Below are 21024 nucleotides of genomic sequence, written 5' to 3' on the forward strand. Positions count from 1 at the left end.
TCGATTGTTTTCGGCGCGGGGCTAAGGTCGGGCATAGTCCGATCGCAAGGGAGCCCCGATGGCCAAGCTCAGGTTCGGGTATTTCATCGCACCATTCCACCGCGCCGGCACCAATCCGACGCTGGCACTGCAACGTGACCTGGAGTTCGTCGAACATCTCGACGCACTCGGCTACGACGAGGCGTGGATCGGCGAACATCATTCGGCGGGCAGCGAGATCATCAGCTCCCCGGAGGTGTTCATCGGCGCAGCGGCCCAGCGCGCCAAGCGAATTCGGTTCGGCACCGGCGTCATATCGCTGTCGTACCACAACCCGCTCTGGGTCGCGGACCGGCTGATGCTGCTCGACCACCTGACCCACGGTCGCATCATCGGCGGGATGGGGCCCGGCTCACTTCCCACCGACTCGTCCATGATCGGGCTGACGCCGACCGACACCCGTGAGCTGCTGGAGACCAATCTCGACATCGTGGTGCGCCTGCTGGCAGGGGAGACGGTGAGCGCCAAGACCCCCACCCATCAACTCATCGACGCCAAGCTACAACTCGCCCCGTATTCGGATGGCGGGATTCCGTTGGCGGTCGCGGCCGTCGCCTCCCCGACCGGCGCGCGACTGGCGGGTAAACACGGCATCGGGCTGTTGTCCATCGGGGCCACACTGGTGATCGAGGGCTTCGACGCACTGGCCTATCACTGGGGCATCGTCGAGGAGCGCGCCGCCAAATTCGGGACCACCGTCGACCGCAGCAACTGGAGCCTGGTCGGGCCGATGCACATCGCAGAGACCGACGAACAGGCCCGCGCCGAGGTGAAATTCGGCATCGAGCCGTGGTTCCGCTACTTCCAGAAGATTGCGGCGTTCCCGCAGATGACCATGCCCGGCGACCGGCTCGACGAGATGATCGACATGATCAACGAGAACGGTGCCGGAGTCATCGGTACACCCGAGCGCGCCCGCGAGCAGGTGCAGCGGCTGTGGGACCAGTCCGGCGGCTTCGGGTGCATGTTGCAGATGGGCCACGAGTGGGCAAATCCCGCCGCTACCAGGCGCTCGGCGGAACTGTTCGCCGCGGAGGTGATTCCGCACTTCCAAGGGCAGGCCCAGCCGACCTTGGACGCTGCGCGGCGAGCCGGTCAGATGCGCGACGACCTGGCGGTGACCCAACTGGAGGCCATCGAGCACATGACCAAGAAGTACCAGGACGAAGTCGGCTCGAAATAGCGTTGCGCGGCAACGGGATCAGGCTTTGGCGGCCTCGCGTTCGGCCGCCTGCACCAGCTTTCCCGCGAAGAATTTGACCGCACCGCCCATCGCTGCCTTGGCCGCGGGGCCGGTGCCGCGGGCCTTCTCGGTGAACGAGCCGCTCCAGCGGATGTCGGTGCCCCCCGAGGCAGTCGGAGTGAGCACGACCTCGGCACGGTAGTCGTTGACGGGCTGGCGCGGACCGACCAGCTTGTAGGCGTGCCGGCGGTCTTGTTCGTACTCGACCGTCTCCTCCTGGACGAACACGGGGAACATGCCGACTTTGCGGATGGCGCCGACGCCGCCGGGGGCCGGGTCGCCCTGGCGGGCCCAGCTGGACTGCACGACGATCGGCTTGGCCCAGTCCTTCCAGTTGGCGCCGTCGGCCACCAGGCGGAACACGATCTCGGGCGGCGCGCTGGTGGTCTTGTTGACTTCGAAGGAGAACTTCCGTCCCGACATGCCCGACTCCCCACTGTGACGACTACCCGAGTTGTTGCTGCCGGGTACCCTACCGCGCAGCATCGGGACGCCCGGGCGACGGTTCAAAATTTCTGATTCCGGTGCGATGAGCCCTGCGCAGGCTGTAATCATGCACGTTATGGCGCAATCCGTTCTCACCGCCGACGACGGCCTTCCCTCCGGCGTTCAGGGGGCATGCGATCCGCACTTCCTGAATGTGATTCGCGCGTTCGCCGGGCTGTACCCGGGACGCAAATTCGGCGGCGGGGCGCTGTCGGTGTACGTCGAGGGCCGCCAGGTGGTCGACGTGTGGACGGGGTATTCGGACCGCAAGGGCGAGGTGCCCTGGACCGCCGACACCGGCGCCATGGTGTTCTCGGCCACAAAAGGCTTGGCAGCCACCATCATTCACCTTCTCGTCGACCGGGGCCTGCTGTCCTACGACGCGCCCGTCGCCGACTATTGGCCGGAGTTCGGCGGCAACGGCAAGGCCGAGATCACCGTGAGCGACGTGTTGCGGCACCGCGCCGGCCTGTCCCACCTCAAGGGCGTCGATAAGGACACCATCATGGATCACCTGCTGATGGAGGAACGCCTCGCGGCAGCCCCGGTGGATCGCGGCCACGGCAAGATGGCCTACCACGCGATCACCTACGGGTGGCTGCTGTCCGGCCTGGCCCGCGCGGTGACCGGTAAGGGGATGCGCGAACTGTTCCGCGAGGAACTGGCCCGGCCGCTGAACACCGACGGCCTGCATCTGGGCCGGCCACCGGCCGGTTGCCCGACGACGGCGGCGCAAACCTTACTGCCGCAGGCCAAGATCCCGACACCGCTGCTGGACTTCATCGCCCCGAAAGTGGCGGGGCTGTCGTTCTCCGGGTTGCTCGGCTCGATCTACTTCCCCGGCATCATGTCGATGCTGCAGGACGACATGCCGTTCCTGGACGGTGAGCTGCCGGCTGTCAACGGTGTGGTGACCGCCCGCGCCCTGGCCAAGACCTACGCGGTGCTGGCCAACGACGGCGTCATCGACGACACTCGGTTGCTGTCCTCGGAGGCGGTGGCCGGGATGAAGGGAAAGTCCGAGTTCTGGCCGGACCTGAACCTGGGTCTGCCTTTCACCTATCACCAGGGTTATCAATCTTCGCCTGTCCCAGGCTTTTTGGAAGGTTACGGTCACATTGGGCTGGGCGGCACGGTCGGGTGGGCGGACCCGGAGACCGGCAGTGCGTTCGGTTACGTGCACAACCGCCTGCTGACGCTGCTGCTGTTCGACGTCGGATCGTTCGCCGGCCTGGCTCCGTTGCTGCGCAGCGCTGTCTCCGCTGCGCGCAAGGATGGCCCGGTGCAGGTGCCGCACTTCGGTGCGGCCTATCACGACACCGGCGAGCACGAGCCCGCCGCCGGCGAATAGGCGCACCGCTGGTGGGCGCACACGCGGAACCGCGCCGCGATAACGCACGCAATTCCCGGCGGGAAAGCGCAGCCCGGTTTCACTCGCGACGCCGGCGCCGGCCACTTCAGCGGTGGCCGGGACCACACCGCCGCCTGCACGGTCCGGCGGGTACCGGTTTATAGACTGCGCGTATGGATGGCGGCGCCGGTTCGAAACCCGCGGTGCGCGACGGCCTGCTGCAGATCGAGGATTGCCTGGACGCCGGCGGCAACATCGTCTTGCCGCCGGACACCACGCTGATCTCGCTGATCGACCGCAACATCAGATACGTCGGCGACACCGTCGCCTACCGATTTCTGCACCACAGCGGGGCCGGGGAGGGGCGCGTCGAGGAGGTGACGTGGGCCCGGTTCGGCGTCCGGTTGCGCGCCATCGCCGCACATGTGCAGCAGTTCGCCGGGCCGGGGGACCGGGTGGCGATCCTGGCGCCGCAGAGCATCGACTGGGTGGCCGGCTACTACGCCGCGATCAAGGCCGGCAGCATCGCGGTGCCGTTGTTCGCCCCGGAACTGCCCGGCCACGCCGAGCGCCTCGAAACGGCGCTGCGCGATTCGCAACCGGCCGTCGTCCTCACCACCTCGGCCGCCAAAGTTGCCATCGAGGGCTTTCTGAGCACGCTTGCGCAGTTGCACCGTCCGCACGTCTTGGTCATCGACGAAATTCCCGACGCCGCGGCCGATTTGTTCGTCCCCGCCCAGCTCGACATGGACGCGGTGTCGTACCTGCAGTACACCTCGGGTGCGACACGGCCCCCGATCGGGGTGGAGATCACTCACCGGGCGGTCGCCACCAACCTGGTCCAGATGATCCTGTCGATCGACCTGCTCAACCGCAACACCCACGGCGTGAGCTGGTTGCCGCTGTATCACGACATGGGGCTGTCGATGATCGGCTTCCCGACCGTATACGGCGGGTACACCACGCTGATGTCGCCGACGGCGTTCGTGCGCCGGCCGCTGCGCTGGATCCAAGCACTGTCGGAGAGTTCGCGAATCGGCCAAGTGGTTACCGCCGCACCGAATTTCGCCTACGAGTGGGCGGCACAGCGCGGCCTCCCCGCACCCGGCGACGAGATCGATCTCGGCAACGTCATCCTGATCATCGGTTCCGAACCGGTCAGCGTCGCGGCGGTGACCTCGTTCAACAAAGCGTTCGGGCCGTTCGGATTGCCGCGCACCGCGTTCAAGCCGTCCTACGGCATCGCCGAGGCGACGTTGATGATCGCCACCATCGACCACGCCGCCGAGACTTCGGTCGTCTATTTCGACCGCGACCGACTGGGCGCGGGATTCGCGGTGCCGGTCGGCGCTGATCACCCGGCCGCCGTGGCGCAGGTGTCGTGCGGTCAGGTGGCCCGCAGCCTGTGGGCCGTCGTGGTGGACCCCGGCACCGGCGCCGAACTGCCGGACGGCCGGGTCGGCGAAGTGTGGTTACAGGGCAACAACGTTGGGCGCGGCTACTGGGGGCGCCCCGAGGAGACGCGGCTGACGTTCGGCGCCAAACTGGGGCAAACGCTCGGTGTCGGCAGTCACGCCGCCGGCGCCGACGTCGACGGCGACTGGCTGCGTACCGGCGATCTGGCCGTCTACCTCGACGGCGAATTGTATGTCACCGGCCGGATCGCCGACCTGGTCACCATCGACGGTCGAAACCACTACCCGCAAGACATCGAAGCCACCGTCGCCGAGGCCTCGCCGATGGTGCGCCGCGGATACGTCACCGCTTTCGCGGCTCCGGACGGCCTGGTGGTCATCGCCGAGCGCGCCACGGGCACCAGTCGCGCAGATCCGGAGCCGGCCAAAGCTGCCATCCGAGCCGCAGTGCTTGCCAGACATAAGGTTTCGGTCGCCGACGTGCGGTTCCTGCCGGCCGGCGCCATTCCGCGCACCACCAGTGGCAAGCTCGCTCGGGTCGCCTGCCGCGCCGCGTACCTCGACGGGACACTGGGTGTGCACTGATGACCGGGGACCCGTCTGCCACAGATCCCGGCGATGCTGCGGAGCTGTCGGGTTATCCCGTCACGGCGCCGATGCTGCCGCGGCCGGTCACCTTCGACCAACACTGGACCGACCTCACTTTCACGCACTGGCCGGTACGGCCGGAGAGCGTCGCGCACCTGTATCCGCCGGGCACCCGGCCCGACGTCTTCGCCGACGGCAACACCTACGTCGGCTTGATCCCATTCGCCATGACCTACACCAAACTAAATGCGGCACTGCCACTTCCGTATTTCGGTCGGTTCCTGGAGACGAACGTGCGCCTGTATTCGGTCGACGACGCCGGGCGCCACGGCGTGCTGTTCCGGTCTCTGGAAACCGCCCGGCTGGCGGTGGTGCCCGTCACCAGGATCGGCCTGGGCGTCCCGTACACCTGGGCCAAAATGCGAATGTCCAAGTCCGGCAAGCAGATCACTTACCACAGTGTGCGCCGCTGGCCCCGGCGCGGACTCCGCACGCTGATGACGGTCACCGTCGGCGACATCGTCACGGCCACCCCGCTGGAGGTGTGGCTGACCGCCCGCTGGGGTGCGCACACCCGTAAGGCGGGCCGGACCTGGTGGGTTCCCAACGAACACGTGCAGTGGCCGCTGCAGGCGGCCGAGATCACCGAACTGCACGATGAACTCGTCGACGCGGCCGGGGTGCAACCCTGCGGCGAGCGGCTACGGGCGCTGTATTCGCCGGGCGTGCAAACGAATTTCGGGCGTCCCTGTCTGGTTCACGGCAGGCAGTAGCCCCCGTCGATCACCAGGTCGGAGCCGGTCATGTAGCTCGACGCCGCGCTGGCCAGGTACAGGTACAGGCCGGTGAGTTCTTCGGGCCGGCCGATGCGCCCCAGCGGGATCCTGGGCTCCCAGAGGCGGTGGTACTCGGCGAGCGGTTCGACGAGTTCGGTCATGATGTAGCCCGGGCTGATGCTGTTGACCCGGATGTGGTGCGGCGCGAACTCGACAGCCATGGCCTTGGTCAGGTGAATCACCGCCGCCTTGGACGTGCAGTAGTGGCCCACCTGCTGCGGGACGTTGATAATGTGGCCGGACATCGACGCGGTGGTGATGATGGATCCGCCCCGGCCCTGCCCGACCATTGCCCTGGCCGCCGCCTGCGCGGTGAGGAAGACGCCGGTGACATTGGTGCTCTGGATACGCTCGAACTCCTCCGGCGACATCTCCAGCAGCGGGGCGACCGAAACGATGCCGGCGTTGCAGACCGCGATGTCGATGCCGCCCAATTGATCGGTCACCTGCTCGACCATGGCGTTCACCTGGCCGGGCTCGGTGACGTCGCAGGCGATCGGCACCGCCCTGCCGCCGGCCGCGGCGATCTGTTCGGCCAGCGCCTGCAGCGCGTCCAAATTCCTTGCCGCAATCGCTAATTCGGCCCCCGCTTCGGCGTAGGCCAGGGCGACTTGCGTGCCGATGCCGCTGGACGCCCCGGTCACCAGGGCCTTCTTGCCGCGCAGGTCGAACAGTTCCAGGACACTCATAGGCTCTAGTGTGTCCGGTATGGGCAAGTTCTCCAAAGCTGAGATCGACGAAGCCGTCAAGCACTACACCACCGTCGTCGAGGAATGCTCCGCCTCGGGCGACTGGCGGCCCTTCGCTGACCTGTTCACCGAAGACGTTGTCTACACCGAACACCACTACGGGATCTTCCACGGCCGTGAGGCGGTACGGGAGTGGATCGTCGACGTCATGGCGCCCTTCCCGCACATGCGTTTTCCCTCGGACTGGACCGCCTACGACGAGGAGAACGACGCCGTCGTCATCATGATCAGGAACCAGCTGGACCATCCGACCGACCCGGACAAAGACCCGTTCTGGTTCCCGAACTGGACTCGGCTCGTCTACGCCGGCGACGGCCTGTTCTGCGCCGAGGAAGACATCTACAACCCCAACCGGGACGCGCCCCGGGTAGTAGGTGAGTGGCTGCGCGCCGGCGGCAAGCTCGCCACCGACACCATCACGCAGCCCGGCCACTAGCTCGACACGCCGCCACCTCAACGCATTTCGTGCGGTCGGCGCCGAAACTACACGAATTGCCGCCTGCGCCGTCCCGATCGTGCGGCGGCCAAGGCCCGCCCCCAGGCCAGCAACGTGGCGGATTTGACGGCGGCCGGCGTAACGCTGTCCCTCGACAGCAACGCGGTGGCGGCAGCCTTCGTGGCCGCCGAGGCCTTGGACAGGTGCCCGGCGTCGAACGGCGGTTGCGGGTCGTACTCGATGGCCAACTGAATCGCTTTGGCACGGCCCTCGCCCGCGATCTGACCGGCCAGCCACAGCGCCAGGTCGAGACCGGCAGACACACCGGCGCTGGTAATCACGTTGCCCTCGCGCACAATTCGCTCGTCGCCGACGGGAGTGGCGCCGAACATCTTCAGCGCCTGCAGACAGATCCAGTGCGACGTGGCGCGTTTGTCCTGCAGCAGGCCGGCTGCGGCCAGGATCACCGAACCCGAGCACACCGATGCCGTCCAACTGGCCGTCCGATGGGCCTGACGCAGCCAGTCGAGCAGCTTGTCGTCGCGGGCGTGGACCGGTGTGCCCGGGCCACCCGGCACCAGGATCACGTCGGGCGAGGGTGTTTCAGCCAGCGAATGCGTCGCGCCGAGCACCAGCACCCCGGAGTCCGCGGTGATCGGCCCGGACTCGTGCCAGACGAACCGCACGTCGGCGTCCGGCAGCTGCCGCAGTACTTCGTACGGGCCGATCATGTCCAGGGCGGTGAAACCCGGGTAGGTCACAAACGCGATTTGCGTCATCACGATCCTCTCTCTAGGCGAATGCCTTGCGGTACTGGTCCGGGGGGACGCCGACCCGGCGAATGAAGTTGCGCCGCATGGTTTCCGCGGTGCCGAAGCCGCAGCGCGACGCGATGGCGACGACGGTGTCGTCGGTCTCTTCCAGCTGCCGGCGCGCGGCCTCGGTGCGGATCCGATCCACGTACTGGCCGGGCGCCTCGCCGACCTCCTCGGTGAACACCCGGGTGAAATGGCGCGGGCTCATGGCCGCGCGCCGGGCCAGGTCGTCGATGCGGTGTGCGCCGCCGGGCTCGGACTCGATGGCGTCCTGGACGTCGCGGATCGGGGTTCGCTTGGCGCGCGGCATCCACACCGGCGCGGCGAACTGGGTTTGACCGCCGGGCCGGCGCAGATACAGCACCAGCCAGCGGGCTACCGTCTGCGCCACTTCGGTGCCATGGTCGTCCTCGACCAGCGCCAGTGCCAGGTCGATCCCGGACGTGACACCGGCGGCCGTCCATACCTGGTCGCTACTGCGGATGAAGATCGGGTCCGGATCGACCTCGATGGCGGGGAACTCGGTGGCCAACCGGTCGGCGAAGGCCCAGTGGGTGGTGGCGCGACAGCCGTCCAGCAACCCCGCCTCGGCGGCCAGAAAGGCGCCGGTGCAGACGCTGACCACGCGGCGCGCGGAGCGTGCGCACGTCCTGATCCAGTCCAGGAATACCGTGTCGGATCGCGCCTCGTTCACCCCGATGCCGCCCGGCAGGACGACGGTGTCGACCCGTTGGCTCGGATCGGGCAACGGGGCGGCGACGAAACCCAGACCACCCGGTGTGGTGATGGCTTGCGCACCGCGAGAGGCCACCAGCACCTCGTAGCCGCCCTCGGTCATCAGCGACGCCCCGGTGAAGACCTCGTAGGGGCCCACCACGTCGAGCCCCTGCACGCCGGGGAAGCCTGCAATCACCACTTTTCGCGCCATGGGGACAGTCTCGGCGCCACACTGGTCCGTCGTCTACGCCCGGTATCCCACAAATCAGGACAACCCGGCCGGAAGCGGTTTTGCCGGACCTGGCCGACGAGCCGGAAACCGACGTTGGCAGACTGGGGGCATGGCACAGATAACGTTGCGTGGAAATGCGATCAACACAGTCGGCGAGCTTCCCGCGGTCGGGTCTCCGGCCCCCGCTTTCACCCTGACGGGCGGTGATCTGAGCCCCGTGACCAACGACCAGTTCAATGGTAAGCCGGTGTTGCTGAACATCTTTCCGTCCATCGACACCCCCGTGTGCGCGTCCAGCGTGCGCAAGTTCAACGAGCGCGCCGGCGCCGGCGGCGCATCGGTAGTCTGCGTGTCCAAGGATCTGCCGTTCGCCCAGAAGCGGTTCTGCGGCGCCGAGGGCGTCGAGAACGTGTCGGTGGCATCGGCGTTCCGGGACAGTTTCGGCGAGGACTATGGCGTCACCATCACCGACGGCCCGATGGCCGGGTTGCTGGCCCGCGCTGTCGTCGTGATCGGCGCGGACGGCAGGGTCGCCTACACCGAGCTGGTGCCCGAGATCGCCCAGGAGCCGGATTACGACGCGGCGCTGGCCGCGTTGGGCGGATAGACACGGCGCCTTAGCGCCCCGGGGGACTCTTCGCGCAATTACGCCCGGGAAGTTCGGCCCAGCCAATCGGAGGTCGACGCCAATACCGCCCGGCATCCAGCCCACATCCCGGTGATGATGTCGGATGCCGTCGGCAAGTCGTAGATACGACCGGCCACCTGGCCGGTGTTGGCGACGCTGGCATCCATGTCACCGTCGAAGTAGAGCCGCTGCACGCGCTGCAGCGCGGCACCGCCTTCCTCGAAAGACGCTGAGGCATCGAGCTTTTCAGCGGCGGGCGTGCGAATCACCCGCATCATGCGACGGCTGTCCAGGGGCAGCAGCACGGTGCCCGTCTCGTCGGCCGCCACCACAGCCTCCTTCAGGTTGGCGTGCACCGGCGAATCCGCCGAGGCGAGCAGTCGGGTGCCCATCTGCACACCTTCGGCTCCAAGCACCAGGGCCGCCGCCATGGACCGGGCATCGCAGATCCCGCCCGCCGCCACGATCGGCACGTCGACGTGGGCTGCGATTAACGGCAGCAACACCATGGTCGAGGCGCCGAACCGGCTCTTGAATCCGCCGCCCTCGACACCCTCGACCACCAGGCCGTCCACGCCGGCGTCGACGGCTTTCTTGGCCGCGGCCAGGGTGCCGACCACGTGAAAGACGGTGATGCCCGCGTCGTGCAATCGCTCGGTGAACAGCGCCGGATCGCCGGCCGACGTGGTCACGAAGCGAATATCGTTGTCCACCAACAGGTCTACTACCGCAGGGTCGCGGTTGAACAGCAGCGCGATGTTAGCCCCCACCGGCCGGCCGGTGAGGTCGCGCACCCGGCGCAGGTCGGCCCGACCCTGCTCCGAGGTGGTCTCGATAATGCCCAGTGCGCCGGCGTTGGACACCGCAGCGGCCAATTGAGCTCCGGCGATGTAGGTCATCGGCGCCCCGATGATCGGGATGTCGACTCGCGCGAGCGCGCAGACCCGGTTCGCTGCGGGGTTCCAGGTGTGCTCAGTCATCGTGCCGCCTTTCGGGTTTCGCGCAGCGCGGGTCGATGACGTCGCGGAACCGTTCCGCGCGGTGCACCGATGCGCCGAGGCTACCGACCCGGTCGGCCAGCGCCTTGTCCGATGTCACGACACGGATTTCGCCGGGTTCGACATCCCCCAGGATCAGGTCTTGCACCAGCCGGACAATCTCGTCGTCGGCCGAGTTGGCGGCCGCCTGGGGTGCATGTGCCACCTCGATCACCGACGAGTGGAGGGGCGGCTCCGGCGGCCGCTCGAACACCACCGTCACCCGGTCGGTTTCCGGGGCCCACCGCTGCAGGCTTTCCACGAGTGCCGCCATGGCGCGCCGGCGATCCTTCCACCAGCCGTCGGGACGACTGCCGATCACGTTCATTCCATCGACGATCCAGCGCACACCCTCACGGTACGACCTGCCCGAAACCCCGGCTTTCGGAGACGGTTCAGAGCCACCGGCGCCGACGCGACGTCCTCTCGGCCTCAGCGCGGGCCTTCTCCTCGAGGGTGCCCAGCGCGTTGATGACCTCCAGTTGGGACAGGATCATCAACCCGTTGAGCTGCTTGAGCCGTTCCGGGTTGTTCTCCAGCGACTCCTGGTCGTCGATGTAGACGAGCAGAAAGTTGCGCAACGCCTGACTGCCGGCCATCCGTTCGGGGACCTTCATGTTCCGCAGCACGGTGGCCAGGTCAGGTTCGTCGGTCACAGCTCGTCGCCGCCGTCTTGCCGGTTGTCCTCTTCGTCGTCGGCGGGCGTGGTCGCCGACGCCAGTCCCGGCTTGGTGGTACCGCCGGCCGGCGTGCCGGCGCCCATACCGCTTCCCAGCGGCGCACTACTCATCGCCGTGGACCCGGCACCGGCGACGGCCGACACCGTCGACGCCGACGGAGCCTCCACCAAACCGCCCAGCACCGGACTGGCGGCCGCGGCGCCGAGCTGGCCCGGTGTCGTTGCGGCGCTAGCCAATCCGGCGCCGCCACCCAACGCACTCGCCGCTGAGAGCCGCGACATCGGAGTGGAGCTGAACGCCAAGGCGCCCGCGGCGGTGTCGTCGGATTCCCCGTACATCCGGGCGATGTCGGTCAACGCGCTGCCGGTTCGCATCAGTTCTTCTTGCGCGGCCGAGTTGGCCGCCAGCATGGTGGCTGCCTCTTGCGCAAACGCCAACACCGCCTGCGCCGAGACCTCCTCGCCGCCGGCGGGAATCAGCCCGCTCAGCACCGAGGCAGCCGCGGTGGTACCGGCGCTAATGCCCTGGCTGCCGATATCGACCAGCTGCGAACCGATGTCTCCCGCGGCGGGGTTGTGGGACATGGAATCCATTGCCATTGAGTGCCGCTCCTGGGTCTTTTGGACAACACATCAATTCTAAGGTGACGGTGACCGCCCGGTTGCACCTTTTCGCAAGCTATGAGCGCAACGCGCAATACTGCGAAATCGTCGCTATTCCGACTATCGGCACAACGGCGACACGTCTGTGAGGCCGCCCTCGAGGGGCCGTATCGAGAGGAGCGGACAAAGACAATTCATGACATTTCATCCGGTCGTCGGCGACGTCGGGGCGCGGGGACACTACCACCCGAGGTGAGCAGAATGCGCAAAAGTCATCACTGCGCCTGCCGACACGACGACGAAGACCAGCAGGTCTGTCCAGGTGGCCACCACCTCGTCACGGTTCTTGCCCCGCCTGGCGACGTGGCGCAGGCCGGCGAGGCCAAGAAAGACGGCGCCCGGGATCGACCCGAGGACCCCCCAGCTACCGGCGAAGGCGCTGAGCATCGCGACAAGTCCCATGCTCAGGTTGGCGTAACCGAGTTCATGCACCACCAATTCGGCGCTGGAATCGTCGATGCCGAGGATGCCCTGAGCGGTGCGTCCCGGGTTCACCAACTGGCTGACACCCGCGACGAACAGCCGAGTGCCCACACCCCAGAATGCCCACCAGACGCCGAGCACGATCGCGGGGTCACCGCCGGAGACGGCCAGTTGCAGGGCGCCCGAGATCATCGGCAAGATCACGGTCTGCAGTAGAACCACGACGATATACATTGTGCTGCTTTCCTGTTCGGCCACTTCTAGGAATGGTTGGCGTAGCTCTGGTCCTGGCGCACATCCATGAACATCTCCGACACGATCCGCCATGCGCCGTCGGCCTGCCGGGCGACGACCCGGATCGAGTGGTTGTCCCGCAGCGCTATCGCTCCACCTCCGACCAGAGACTGGCCGGCGATCTGCAGGTGGGCGTGCACAACCGCGTTGTCGGCGTCGAGGCGCCGCAGTGAGCACACCGGACCCGCGGTCAGCTGCCCGTCGTTGAAGTTGCGGTCGGCGAAGAGTCCGCGCAGGTATTCGACGATCTGTGCACCGCCCTTTTGCACGCTGCCGAAAGCGTTGATCCAGTCCGCGTCGGTGCTGTAGACGCCGTCCAGCAGATCGGCGTCTCGCAGCACGAAGCCGCGGAACAGCCGGTCGAGTGTCGCCAGTATTTCGGGCCGGTCCGCCTCGTCCATCCGCTCGATTCCAGAAATCGCGATGCCGTCCCGCCGATCGATGTGCATGGGGACCTCCCGTTAAACTAACGATTGTAAACTTATATCGGTAAGCTAACATCTGTTAGGATAACGGCGCAATAGTACGAAAGGCGGAGCCAAGAAACATGGCGGGAGTGGCACGCAGCCGCAACCAACGCGGGCAGGGCGACCGGTTGCGCGACGAAATCATCGATGCTGCACTATCTCTCATCGACGATGCGACCGAACCGCCGTCGCTGACGCTGCGCGGGATCGCGCGCCGGGCCGGCATCAGCGCCCCGTCGATCTACCCGCATTTCGCCGATCTGGCGGCGATCCTCGACGCCGTTCTCGAGCGCAGTTTTGCCGACCTCGACGACATCGTCGCCACCGCGATGGTCGGGCCGGCGGCCCCGGATGCGCGACTGGTGGCCGGTTGCCTGGCCTACGTCCGGTACGGCTGGGAGCATCGGTCGCGGTACCGATTCATGATCAGCGGCACCGGCTTTGCGCCGGGCGCCGGCGCCACCTTCGCCCGGATCGCGGACGCACTGCAGGCATGCGCAGCGGCGGGCCTGTCGACAAGCACCGATCCACACTCCGACGCATTTCTTTTGTGGGTGAGCATGCACGGCATGGCGACGCTGGAAAAGCCCGACCGCCGCGAGCTTCGCCGGCTGGGGCCGCTGGATCGGGTCGCCCTCACCGAGCAACTCGCGCGGCGCGTGGCGGGGCTGCCTGCGGATGCGACGCGTCACCTACCATCAGCCCATGCGTGATTCGAAGATCCTCGTCACCGGGGTAACCGGTCAGGTCGCCACACCAATCGCCCTGGCCCTGGCACCCGACAACGAGGTCTGGGGCATCGCCCGGTTCACCGACGCCGCCGCCCGCACCAAATTGGAACAGGGCGGCGTCCGGTGCGAGACGGTCAATCTGGCGGCCGGGGATTTCAGCGGACTCCCGTCCGACTTCGACTACGTGCTCAACCTCGCGGTGGCCAAGAGCGGAAGGTGGGACAAGGATCTGGCCGCCAACGCGGACTCGGTCGGACTCCTGATGGCGCACTGCCGCACCGCAAAGGCGTTTCTGCACTGCTCATCAGCGGCGGTATACGACCCGCCCGACGACGAGGTGCGTACCGAGCGTGCCGCCCTGGGCGACAACCACAAACCGTTGTTTCCCACCTACTCGATCTCCAAGATCGCCGGTGAGGCTGTCGCCCGTACGACCGCGCGCATCCTCGGGGTGCCCACCACCATCGCCCGGCTCAACGTGCCGTACGGGGACAACGGGGGATGGCCGTTCTACCACATGGAGATGATCCTGGGTGGAATCCCGATCCCGGTTCCGTCCGGCGGCCCGGCCCACTACAACCCCATTCACCAAGACGACATCATCGCGACCATCCCGAAATTGCTTGCGGTGGCGGCGGTTCCGGCGACGACGGTGAACTGGGCCGGCGACCAGACCGTCAGCATCCAGCAATGGTGCACCTTCCTGGGCACGCTCGTCGGTCGCGAGCCGGTCTTCGTCGAAAGCGAGCAGGCGCTGCGCGGCAATCCCGTGGACGTCACCCGACTACACGAACTGATCGGCGGCGGCAGCACCGTGGATTGGCGGGAGGGCCTGCGGCGCATGGCCGCCAAATTTCACCCGGACCTGGTGGACGCGTAGCCCGGAAGGCCGCAGCACGGCGGCCGTCGTTCATCGGTAGATGGAGGCAACCCACGGCTGGGTGCAGAACCGGTCCTGCGCGGTGGCCGGGTCCATCCCGGCGGCGCGCAGCGCCGCATCGCGCTGGGCACGGGCACCGGCCGGGTAATCGTCCTCGCTGAGGGCGCACAGCACGTCGCCGTTGCGCACCCATCGCCGCTGCGGATCATCGGGTGCCGCCTGGGCGGCCTGGGTGTCGAGCACCGCAACGGTGGTCAGCTTGTCGTCCACCCATCGGTAGAGCGTCACGGTCCCGGCGATCGCGCTGGAGTGAGCATAGTTGCCGAAGAATCCCTCCGCGGAGACGAAGAAGCGGCGGAAACCGAACAGTTCGCCGGCGCGCACGAACCGAGCCGGTGAGCCGGTGAGCCGCCACGCGGCCATCGGCTCACCACCTGTTCCACCGCGGCCGGTAACCACCAGCAACACCGGCGTGCCGCTGTTGTCGATGTCCTGCAACAGCGGCACGACGCCGGTTTCACCGATCTCCTCGGTGGGCTCGCTGAACTGCTGAACCGCCCCGCCGTGGTCGCGCAGACTGAACGACCAAGCGGGGTCGCTGGACACCTCGAGCGTCATACCCTTGACCGTGAGCACACACCGCACCTGCTGGTCCTTCATCGGACCGAGGTCGATCTTGACGTTTGCGCAGTCAACCAGATTCGGTTGTGCGGCAATTGAACTCGAAGTCGAGGACGCACCCGGAGCGCCTTGGTGCGCACCGCCGCAGCCGCCGACGACGAGCGTCGAAGCGGCAGCCAAGACCACCGGGGCGGCAACGCGGGCGATCAGGCCAGGCCACATCACGTGAGCCTAACCGAACCCCTGGCTCAGCCCAGCACGCCCGATGGTCAAGGAGTTCCGACGCAACCGCTCACGCTGACACGGCGACCGACGTCGACGCACGCGGTGACATCGCCGGCCGGACCCGGCGGCGGGTCAACGGATTCCGCTGCGGGAGCATACTGTTCGACCGTGCCGGCAACGTCGCTGCAACCTTCGATCGAGACGTGCACGCCGTCGACGCTGCCGCAGGCGTCTGCCCGGGCCGGTGCGGGTACCGCAACCGCCAGGGTTGACGCGGCCAACGCCAGCGCCGCGACCGCCGCCGCCGAGCGCTTCAATCGCAGCCGCCGAGCCGGGTTTTCGCTGGTGCAGCCAGTGCTCCCGCAGGTCATCTTCATACCTTTCGCAGATACGGTGCCGAGCCGAATTGCTCACTCCCACTGTGCTTTGTCCCAACCGTCGAACCCTTCCTGCGATGGATTGATTCGGCGGAGGAAATTACGCTCCACCGATCGGGGGAGATCGGGGCCGCTCGAACGGCCGCGCTTCGTTGCCGCGGTCCGTGATGCGGGCGACAATGGGAACGCCCGTCCGCCGGCGGGCTGCCTTGTCGCCGCGAACCTTTGGAGTAGCCGATGGTCAACCCCACCGACCGCGTCAGAGTCGTCGTAGCCGACGACCACCCCGTGACGCGCCAGGGTGTGGTGCGCGCGCTGAAGTCGAGCGGACGGGTCGAGGTTGTGGCCGAAGTCGCCGACGGTCGCGCGGCCCTGGACGCAATCCGGAAGCTGCACCCGTCGGTGGCACTGCTGGACTACAAGATGCCGAAGCTGGATGGGCTGGCGGTGACGCACGCGATCAGCCGGGACGGGCTACCCACCCGGGTGGTACTGCTCAGCGCGTTCGACGACAGTTCGGTCGTGTACAAGGCGCTCGCCGAGGGCGCTTCGGGATACCTGACCAAGGAGTCCGACAGCGACGAGATCGTCTCCGCGGTGATCAAGTGCGCCGGCGGCGGCACCTACCTACCCAGCGAAGTGGCCGGGGGACTGGTCGACGAGGTCAAGCACCGGGCCAAGGGGTCCGCGACGCTGCTGACCGAGCGGGAAAGTCAAGTGGTGGCGATGATGGCCGACGGGCTGTCGGTTCCGCAGATCGCGTCGCAGCTGCATCTGTCGCCCAGCACCGTCAAGACACACGTGCAGAACTTGTACGAGAAGCTCGGCGTATCCGATCGGGGTGCCGCCGTCGCCGAGGCGATGCGCCGCCGGTTGGTGGACTGACCTCCGAGGGTTCAGCCGCGCAGCGGCACCTCGACGCGCAGTCGCGCGCCTGCGGGATCGTCCATGATGCGCAGCGTTCCACCGGCGGCCTCGATGCGGGCGCGTTGTGAGGCCAGTCCGATGTGACCCTCGGAGAGCCGGTCTGCGACCGTGTCACCGCTCACCCCGACGCCGTTGTCCGCCACTTCGATTCGGGCAACAGCGTCGGCGACGGACAGGCTCACCGATGCGCTGTCGGCGCCGGAGTGCCGGACCACGTTGGACAACAGCTCGCGGATCACCCCGAACAGGATCGGGTCGACGGCGTGCGCGACGGGATAGTCGATATCGGTCGTGATAATTATTCCTGACCGCGCTTGCGTTACGGCGGCCAGCTTTTCGACGGCCGCAGCCAAGCCGACCTGGTCGAGAACGGCCGGGTGCAGCTCGAAAGTGACCTCCCGCAACAGCCGGGACGCATCGTGCAGGCTGGCCAACGCGTGCTGCAACGGCGCCTCCGGTACGGCTTTCAAATAGTCGGAGACATCACGCCGTGCTGCCAGGACGTCTTGCAGCGGGCCGTCGTGGATCGCTTCGGAGATGTGTCTGCGCTCGGTTTCCGACGCGGTCATCGTCTCGGCGAGCAATGCTTCCCGGGAAGAGGCGAGTCGGATCATGTCGTCGATATTGCGCAGCCGGAATGTCACCACCATTAGTGCTGTGGCACAGACAAACGTGTAAACCAGCACGATCAGGACCGTTCCCACGGCGCCGAGGCGCGGCGCGATCACCTCATCCTGCAGGGCCGACACCGTAAAGAAAACGACGCTCGCGCCCAGCACCATAGCCGCGCGCGGCAACGACAATTGAACGGCGATCAACCGGGGCAGCAGGGCCATCACCAGCAGCGCCATGTAGCCGCCGGGGGAGAGCCACTTGAAGCCGAACACGGTCACCACGTCGACCAGCGCGAAAACCAGGATCGCGTCGTCGTTGCCGAAGACGCTGCTGCGTTTGGAGAATGCCAGCACCAGCGCACAACCGGCGGTCACGGCGTAGATGCTGAGCAGCGCCGCTTGTACCGGCCACCGGTGTGGATGGGTCTGCTGCAGCATCGCGCCGGCCATGATCACTATCACCCCGACGCGCAGCAGCGAACCGCCCTGCAGCGAATGCCGGCGCTGTTTGCGGAGTACCTGTTCGACATCGGCGCTTCTCATTTGCTCCTACAACGGGTCGATGCGGCGTGCTCGGCGGCGGATCGGAGCTATTGTTACGCAGAGCTTCAGCTATCCATCAAGGATTGGTGGATTGGACTCCCGCGAGCCGCGTGAGCAGGATGTCGGCAAGTTGCTCACCTCGATCTTCTTGCAGGAAGTGGGCCGCGCCCTCGACCCGCACCTGCTCGCCGGCGGTGAGGATCAGATCGCAGAACAATTGTCCCGACTTGGGATACGGGAACACCGGATCGCTGTCGGAGAAGGCAACCAGCGCCGGCTTGTTCCACCGGGACAGTTCGTCGGTGACGGCCTGCATCTGCGCGGCACCGGGCGCATCCTCGGTGATCGGGACCAGCAGCGGGAATTGGGCGGCGCCCGCCTTGGATTCGGCGGTGGGGAAAGGCGCGTCGTAGGCGGCGACGACATCGTCTGACAGTTCGGTGGCGGTCCCGCTCTGCACGACGAACCCCACCGGCAGATCGGGTGTCTTTTCGGCGAAGTCGCGCCAGGCCATGAAGCCTTTGGAGACGCTGCCGGTGAACAGCCCGGTGTTCATCACCATCAGCGCGTCCACGCGATCGGCATTTTCCACCGCCCAGCGCAGCCCGATCGGACCACCCCAGTCCTGTACCACCACTGTCACGTGCTGCAGACCAAGGGAGCCAAGAACTTTGGCCACGTACGCGCTGTGCCGATCGAACGAATACCAACGGCGGTCGGTCGGCTTGTCCGAGCGCCCGAACCCGACGAGGTCAGGGACGATCACCCGGTGCCCGGCCGCGACGAGCGGCGGCAGCATCTTGCGGTACAGAAAAGCCCAGCTCGGCTCGCCGTGAAAGCAGACGATGGGCGCCGCGTCACGAGGTCCCTCGTCGAGGTAGTGCATGCGCAACCCTTCGACGTCGAGGTAGTTCGGCGCGAAGTCGTACCCCGGCAGATTGTCGAAGCGAGTGTCGGGTGTGCGGAAAACCTCTGGGGCGGCAGGGCTCATTGCTGTGATCTCCGTTCATGGGGGCCGGTCGAGGCACAACCTAGCGAATAGTTGACCGACCAGTCAACTATTAATAGACTGCGGTGATGCCCCGAACCTCGGATGCGCGCGATCGGATCGTGCGGACCGCGGCCCGGCTGTTCCTGCAACGCAGCTATCACGACGTCGGCGTCGAGGAACTGTGCGCCGCGGCCAATGTCCGCAAAGGCAGCTTCTATCACTACTTTTCGTCGAAGTCCGACGTAGCGAAAGCGGTCGTCGACCTACATATGCAGGTCTTCCAAACACGGCTGGCCGGCCCGCCGAGCGCGACACCGGCGCAGCGGCTGTCGGGGGTCCCCGAGGCGATCGGCGATATCCAGTCGGCGCTGCGCGGGCAGTTCGGCCGGTTTGTCGGCTGCCCGTTCGGAAACCTGGCTGCCGAACTGTCGACTACGGACGAGGAAGTGCGCTCGCATCTGGCCATGCGATTGGCCGACCTGGAACGCGGCCTGGCGCAGATTTGCCGCGACGCCGCGGCAGCCGACATGCTGCGCGACGACGTCGACCCCGATCGCCTGGCGCATGCACTACTCGCGCACTACCAGGGCCTGATCCTGCTCGCCAAGTTGCACGGTTCAACCGTTGCCGACCTGGCGCCCGCGCTGCACGAGTTCCTCGACGGGCACCTGGCCCCGCAAAGCTAGTCGGTGATCTTCACCATCAGCTTGCCGACGTTCTTGCCGTCGAACAGCATGTTGATCGCCGTAGGTAGTTGATCGAAGCCTTCGACGACGGTCTCCAACGGGGTAAGTCTGCCCTCCGCGATCAATCCGGAGATCTCGCTGATCGCCTCGGGGGTACGGCCGAAGTGGTCCAACACGATGAAGCCCTGTACGGTCGCGCGCTGGATGAGCAGGTTGCCGAAGGCGCGCGGCCCCGGTGGCGGGTCGGCCTCGTTGTACCCCGAGATCAGCCCGCACAGCGCCACCCGCGCTCCGATATTCAGTCGCGCGAAGATGGCGTCCATGATGACGCCGCCGACGTTTTCGAAGTCGACGTCGATGCCGTTGGGTGTCGCCGCGACCAGTTGGGCGTGCCAATCGTCGGCCTTGTGGTCGACGGCGGCGTCGAATCCGAGCTGGTCGGTCAGCAGCGCGCACTTATCCGGCCCACCGGCGATCCCGACCACCCGGGCGCCGTCGGCCTTGGCGAGCTGGCCGGCCACCGAGCCGACCGCTCCGGCAGCGGCCGATACCACCACCGTCTCGCCCGGCTTCGGCTTTCCGATGTCACGGATACCGATCCACGCCGTAAGCCCGGTCATTCCGAGCGCGCCCATGTAGGCACTCGGCGACACACCATCGGCGACGTCGACCGGCATCAACGGCATCGCGTCGGAGGCGACGACGTACTCTTGCCAGCCCACCAGCCCCTGCACGGTCTTGCCCACCGGGTAGTTCGGATTGTTCGAGGCGATGACCTCGCCGATACCGCCGGCACGCATGACCTCACCGATTCCCACCGGGGGCAGGTAGGTCGGCACGTCGGTGATCCACATGCGATTCGTCGGGTCCAGCGAAATCCAGTCGACACGGACCAGCGCCTGGCCCGGACCGATGTCGGGAATCGGTTCTTCACTGAGCTTGAAGGTATTCGGGCCGATCCGCCCGGTGGGGCGTTCGTGGAGGAGGAAGCGTCGGTTCCGATCGGCCATGAGCGAACCGTACTCCGTTGCCTCAAAGGGAGGCGGTACTCCCTCGGATGCGACCCGAGGGACGTGTCGCAGCCCGGTGTTATAACCCACCTATGTCCAAGCTGCGGCGACATCGTCGCCCGTCGTCTGCCTCGTTCCCGGACCGCCCGCAACGGCTGGCCCCGCGGAAATTGTGATGCAGATAACTGGCCGATCTCGTTTTCACGGCAAATTCTCATCTTCAGACACGGTTAGGTCACAGCTTTGCTGGGCATCCTTGCGTAGCGGAGGGGTTAAACCACCTGGTATGGGGGTCCGCATCCAAGTCGGAAAGGAGTTGAC

25 protein-coding genes are annotated in these 21024 nt (G+C 66.8%); 10 read left to right on the plus strand and 15 right to left on the minus strand.

What is annotated here, in order from left to right:
* Positions 1 to 58: 58 nt before the first annotated feature.
* Positions 59 to 1222, plus strand: coding sequence for an LLM class flavin-dependent oxidoreductase (locus MKCMC460_RS15700; RefSeq protein ID WP_236983452.1), 1164 nt, complete (start codon positions 59 to 61; stop codon positions 1220 to 1222).
* Between the two features lie 18 nt (positions 1223 to 1240).
* Here MKCMC460_RS15700 and MKCMC460_RS15705 read toward each other — a convergent pair whose 3' ends face one another.
* Positions 1241 to 1705 carry an SRPBCC family protein gene (locus MKCMC460_RS15705; protein ID WP_236983450.1) on the minus strand — a complete coding sequence of 155 codons (465 nt, stop codon included), beginning with the start codon at positions 1703 to 1705 and terminating at the stop codon, positions 1241 to 1243.
* A gap of 139 nt (positions 1706 to 1844) precedes the next feature.
* On the opposite strand from MKCMC460_RS15705, the gene lipD reads away from it, so the two are divergent.
* The 3 genes from lipD (at position 1845) to MKCMC460_RS15720 (ending at position 5895) form a co-directional block, all read left to right on the plus strand.
* Positions 1845 to 3119: a lipase LipD gene (gene lipD / locus MKCMC460_RS15710; RefSeq protein WP_236983449.1), complete on the plus strand. Its 1275-nt coding sequence runs from the start codon at positions 1845 to 1847 to the stop codon at positions 3117 to 3119.
* Positions 3120 to 3292: 173 nt separating this feature from the next.
* A complete protein-coding gene (locus MKCMC460_RS15715; RefSeq protein ID WP_236983447.1) occupies positions 3293 to 5119 on the plus strand; it encodes a fatty acyl-AMP ligase in 1827 nt (608 codons plus the stop codon).
* Entirely contained in the window at positions 5119 to 5895 is a 777-nt protein-coding gene (locus MKCMC460_RS15720) for a YqjF family protein (protein WP_236983445.1), read from the plus strand. The genes MKCMC460_RS15715 and MKCMC460_RS15720 overlap by 1 nt, the downstream gene beginning before the upstream one ends.
* On the opposite strand, the gene MKCMC460_RS15725 is transcribed toward MKCMC460_RS15720, so the two are convergent.
* Entirely contained in the window at positions 5880 to 6647 is a 768-nt protein-coding gene (locus tag MKCMC460_RS15725) for an SDR family oxidoreductase (RefSeq protein ID WP_236983443.1), read from the minus strand. The two genes, MKCMC460_RS15720 and MKCMC460_RS15725, sit on opposite strands and share 16 nt — an antisense overlap.
* 19 nt (positions 6648 to 6666) lie before the next feature.
* Between MKCMC460_RS15725 and MKCMC460_RS15730 the strand changes: the two genes are divergently transcribed.
* Complete coding sequence (locus MKCMC460_RS15730) at positions 6667 to 7143, plus strand: nuclear transport factor 2 family protein (RefSeq protein ID WP_236983441.1); 477 nt, start codon at positions 6667 to 6669, stop codon at positions 7141 to 7143.
* 47 nt (positions 7144 to 7190) lie between these two features.
* On the opposite strand, the gene MKCMC460_RS15735 is transcribed toward MKCMC460_RS15730, so the two are convergent.
* Entirely contained in the window at positions 7191 to 7922 is a 732-nt protein-coding gene (locus tag MKCMC460_RS15735; RefSeq protein WP_236983439.1) for a DJ-1/PfpI family protein, read from the minus strand.
* A gap of 13 nt (positions 7923 to 7935) precedes the next feature.
* The gene (locus tag MKCMC460_RS15740) at positions 7936 to 8886 is read right to left on the minus strand and encodes a GlxA family transcriptional regulator (protein ID WP_236983437.1); all 951 of its coding nucleotides are present in this window, start codon (positions 8884 to 8886) and stop codon (positions 7936 to 7938) included.
* Between the two features lie 130 nt (positions 8887 to 9016).
* Between MKCMC460_RS15740 and tpx the strand changes: the two genes are divergently transcribed.
* A complete protein-coding gene (tpx, locus tag MKCMC460_RS15745) occupies positions 9017 to 9514 on the plus strand; it encodes a thiol peroxidase (protein WP_236983435.1) in 498 nt (165 codons plus the stop codon).
* A 38-nt stretch (positions 9515 to 9552) separates the two neighbouring features.
* Here tpx and MKCMC460_RS15750 read toward each other — a convergent pair whose 3' ends face one another.
* From MKCMC460_RS15750 to MKCMC460_RS15775, 6 genes are all read right to left on the minus strand, one after another.
* A complete protein-coding gene (locus MKCMC460_RS15750) occupies positions 9553 to 10515 on the minus strand; it encodes a nitronate monooxygenase family protein (RefSeq protein WP_255731218.1) in 963 nt (320 codons plus the stop codon).
* A complete protein-coding gene (locus tag MKCMC460_RS15755) occupies positions 10508 to 10921 on the minus strand; it encodes an NYN domain-containing protein (protein ID WP_236983433.1) in 414 nt (137 codons plus the stop codon). Before MKCMC460_RS15755 ends, MKCMC460_RS15750 begins: the two co-directional genes overlap by 8 nt.
* Positions 10922 to 10967: 46 nt before the next feature.
* Positions 10968 to 11228, minus strand: coding sequence for a hypothetical protein (locus MKCMC460_RS15760; RefSeq protein ID WP_236983431.1), 261 nt, complete (start codon positions 11226 to 11228; stop codon positions 10968 to 10970).
* Positions 11225 to 11845 (minus strand): PE family protein, encoded by a 621-nt coding sequence (locus MKCMC460_RS15765; RefSeq protein WP_289624833.1) that lies wholly within the window; start codon positions 11843 to 11845, stop codon positions 11225 to 11227. Before MKCMC460_RS15765 ends, MKCMC460_RS15760 begins: the two co-directional genes overlap by 4 nt.
* A 249-nt stretch (positions 11846 to 12094) precedes the next feature.
* The gene (locus MKCMC460_RS15770) at positions 12095 to 12571 is read right to left on the minus strand and encodes a DUF6790 family protein (RefSeq protein ID WP_238304540.1); all 477 of its coding nucleotides are present in this window, start codon (positions 12569 to 12571) and stop codon (positions 12095 to 12097) included.
* Between the two features lie 26 nt (positions 12572 to 12597).
* Positions 12598 to 13080: an SgcJ/EcaC family oxidoreductase gene (locus MKCMC460_RS15775; protein ID WP_236983414.1), complete on the minus strand. Its 483-nt coding sequence runs from the start codon at positions 13078 to 13080 to the stop codon at positions 12598 to 12600.
* Between the two features lie 107 nt (positions 13081 to 13187).
* On the opposite strand from MKCMC460_RS15775, the gene MKCMC460_RS15780 reads away from it, so the two are divergent.
* A complete protein-coding gene (locus tag MKCMC460_RS15780) occupies positions 13188 to 13811 on the plus strand; it encodes a TetR/AcrR family transcriptional regulator (protein WP_236983405.1) in 624 nt (207 codons plus the stop codon).
* Complete coding sequence (locus MKCMC460_RS15785; RefSeq protein ID WP_236983403.1) at positions 13804 to 14709, plus strand: NAD(P)-dependent oxidoreductase; 906 nt, start codon at positions 13804 to 13806, stop codon at positions 14707 to 14709. Before MKCMC460_RS15780 ends, MKCMC460_RS15785 begins: the two co-directional genes overlap by 8 nt.
* Before the next feature lie 30 nt (positions 14710 to 14739).
* Here MKCMC460_RS15785 and MKCMC460_RS15790 read toward each other — a convergent pair whose 3' ends face one another.
* Entirely contained in the window at positions 14740 to 15552 is an 813-nt protein-coding gene (locus tag MKCMC460_RS15790; protein ID WP_236983401.1) for a hypothetical protein, read from the minus strand.
* Positions 15553 to 15599: 47 nt separating this feature from the next.
* Complete coding sequence (locus tag MKCMC460_RS15795; RefSeq protein ID WP_236983398.1) at positions 15600 to 15926, minus strand: hypothetical protein; 327 nt, start codon at positions 15924 to 15926, stop codon at positions 15600 to 15602.
* 243 nt (positions 15927 to 16169) lie between these two features.
* Here MKCMC460_RS15795 and MKCMC460_RS15800 point away from each other — a divergent pair, with 243 nt between their 5' ends.
* The gene (locus tag MKCMC460_RS15800) at positions 16170 to 16817 is read left to right on the plus strand and encodes a response regulator transcription factor (protein ID WP_236983396.1); all 648 of its coding nucleotides are present in this window, start codon (positions 16170 to 16172) and stop codon (positions 16815 to 16817) included.
* A gap of 11 nt (positions 16818 to 16828) precedes the next feature.
* Here MKCMC460_RS15800 and MKCMC460_RS15805 read toward each other — a convergent pair whose 3' ends face one another.
* Together MKCMC460_RS15805 and MKCMC460_RS15810 are read right to left on the minus strand one after the other, a co-directional pair.
* Entirely contained in the window at positions 16829 to 18016 is a 1188-nt protein-coding gene (locus tag MKCMC460_RS15805; protein ID WP_236983394.1) for a sensor histidine kinase, read from the minus strand.
* 76 nt (positions 18017 to 18092) lie between these two features.
* Positions 18093 to 19007: a haloalkane dehalogenase gene (locus MKCMC460_RS15810; RefSeq protein WP_236983393.1), complete on the minus strand. Its 915-nt coding sequence runs from the start codon at positions 19005 to 19007 to the stop codon at positions 18093 to 18095.
* Positions 19008 to 19093: 86 nt separating this feature from the next.
* Between MKCMC460_RS15810 and MKCMC460_RS15815 the strand changes: the two genes are divergently transcribed.
* On the plus strand, positions 19094 to 19693 hold the full coding sequence (locus MKCMC460_RS15815) for a TetR/AcrR family transcriptional regulator (RefSeq protein ID WP_236983391.1): 600 nt from the start codon (positions 19094 to 19096) through the stop codon (positions 19691 to 19693).
* Here the strand turns inward: MKCMC460_RS15815 and MKCMC460_RS15820 are convergent.
* Positions 19690 to 20703, minus strand: a complete 1014-nt coding sequence (locus MKCMC460_RS15820; protein WP_236983390.1) for an NADP-dependent oxidoreductase — start codon at positions 20701 to 20703, stop codon at positions 19690 to 19692. The two genes, MKCMC460_RS15815 and MKCMC460_RS15820, sit on opposite strands and share 4 nt — an antisense overlap.
* Positions 20704 to 21024: the final 321 nt, after the last annotated feature.

The sequence above is a fragment of the Mycobacterium sp. 20KCMC460 genome (assembly GCF_022179425.1).
Classification (GTDB): domain Bacteria; phylum Actinomycetota; class Actinomycetes; order Mycobacteriales; family Mycobacteriaceae; genus Mycobacterium; species Mycobacterium kiyosense.

Bases quoted from the DNA above. Each gene is read 5' to 3' on its own strand.
- MKCMC460_RS15700 (WP_236983452.1), top strand. From the start codon at position 59: ATGGCCAAGCTCAGGTTCGGGTATTTCATCGCACCATTCCACCGCGCC.
- MKCMC460_RS15705 (WP_236983450.1), bottom strand. From the start codon at position 1,705: ATGTCGGGACGGAAGTTCTCCTTCGAAGTCAACAAGACCACCAGCGCG.
- lipD (WP_236983449.1), top strand. From the start codon at position 1,845: ATGGCGCAATCCGTTCTCACCGCCGACGACGGCCTTCCCTCCGGCGTT.
- MKCMC460_RS15715 (WP_236983447.1), top strand. From the start codon at position 3,293: ATGGATGGCGGCGCCGGTTCGAAACCCGCGGTGCGCGACGGCCTGCTG.
- MKCMC460_RS15720 (WP_236983445.1), top strand. From the start codon at position 5,119: ATGACCGGGGACCCGTCTGCCACAGATCCCGGCGATGCTGCGGAGCTG.
- MKCMC460_RS15725 (WP_236983443.1), bottom strand. From the start codon at position 6,647: ATGAGTGTCCTGGAACTGTTCGACCTGCGCGGCAAGAAGGCCCTGGTG.
- MKCMC460_RS15730 (WP_236983441.1), top strand. From the start codon at position 6,667: ATGGGCAAGTTCTCCAAAGCTGAGATCGACGAAGCCGTCAAGCACTAC.
- MKCMC460_RS15735 (WP_236983439.1), bottom strand. From the start codon at position 7,922: ATGACGCAAATCGCGTTTGTGACCTACCCGGGTTTCACCGCCCTGGAC.
- MKCMC460_RS15740 (WP_236983437.1), bottom strand. From the start codon at position 8,886: ATGGCGCGAAAAGTGGTGATTGCAGGCTTCCCCGGCGTGCAGGGGCTC.
- tpx (WP_236983435.1), top strand. From the start codon at position 9,017: ATGGCACAGATAACGTTGCGTGGAAATGCGATCAACACAGTCGGCGAG.
- MKCMC460_RS15750 (WP_255731218.1), bottom strand. From the start codon at position 10,515: ATGACTGAGCACACCTGGAACCCCGCAGCGAACCGGGTCTGCGCGCTC.
- MKCMC460_RS15765 (WP_289624833.1), bottom strand. From the start codon at position 11,845: ATGGATTCCATGTCCCACAACCCCGCCGCGGGAGACATCGGTTCGCAG.
- MKCMC460_RS15770 (WP_238304540.1), bottom strand. From the start codon at position 12,571: ATGTATATCGTCGTGGTTCTACTGCAGACCGTGATCTTGCCGATGATC.
- MKCMC460_RS15775 (WP_236983414.1), bottom strand. From the start codon at position 13,080: ATGCACATCGATCGGCGGGACGGCATCGCGATTTCTGGAATCGAGCGG.
- MKCMC460_RS15785 (WP_236983403.1), top strand. From the start codon at position 13,804: ATGCGTGATTCGAAGATCCTCGTCACCGGGGTAACCGGTCAGGTCGCC.
- MKCMC460_RS15790 (WP_236983401.1), bottom strand. From the start codon at position 15,552: ATGTGGCCTGGCCTGATCGCCCGCGTTGCCGCCCCGGTGGTCTTGGCT.
- MKCMC460_RS15795 (WP_236983398.1), bottom strand. From the start codon at position 15,926: ATGACCTGCGGGAGCACTGGCTGCACCAGCGAAAACCCGGCTCGGCGG.
- MKCMC460_RS15800 (WP_236983396.1), top strand. From the start codon at position 16,170: ATGGTCAACCCCACCGACCGCGTCAGAGTCGTCGTAGCCGACGACCAC.
- MKCMC460_RS15805 (WP_236983394.1), bottom strand. From the start codon at position 18,016: ATGAGAAGCGCCGATGTCGAACAGGTACTCCGCAAACAGCGCCGGCAT.
- MKCMC460_RS15810 (WP_236983393.1), bottom strand. From the start codon at position 19,007: ATGAGCCCTGCCGCCCCAGAGGTTTTCCGCACACCCGACACTCGCTTC.
- MKCMC460_RS15815 (WP_236983391.1), top strand. From the start codon at position 19,094: ATGCCCCGAACCTCGGATGCGCGCGATCGGATCGTGCGGACCGCGGCC.
- MKCMC460_RS15820 (WP_236983390.1), bottom strand. From the start codon at position 20,703: ATGGCCGATCGGAACCGACGCTTCCTCCTCCACGAACGCCCCACCGGG.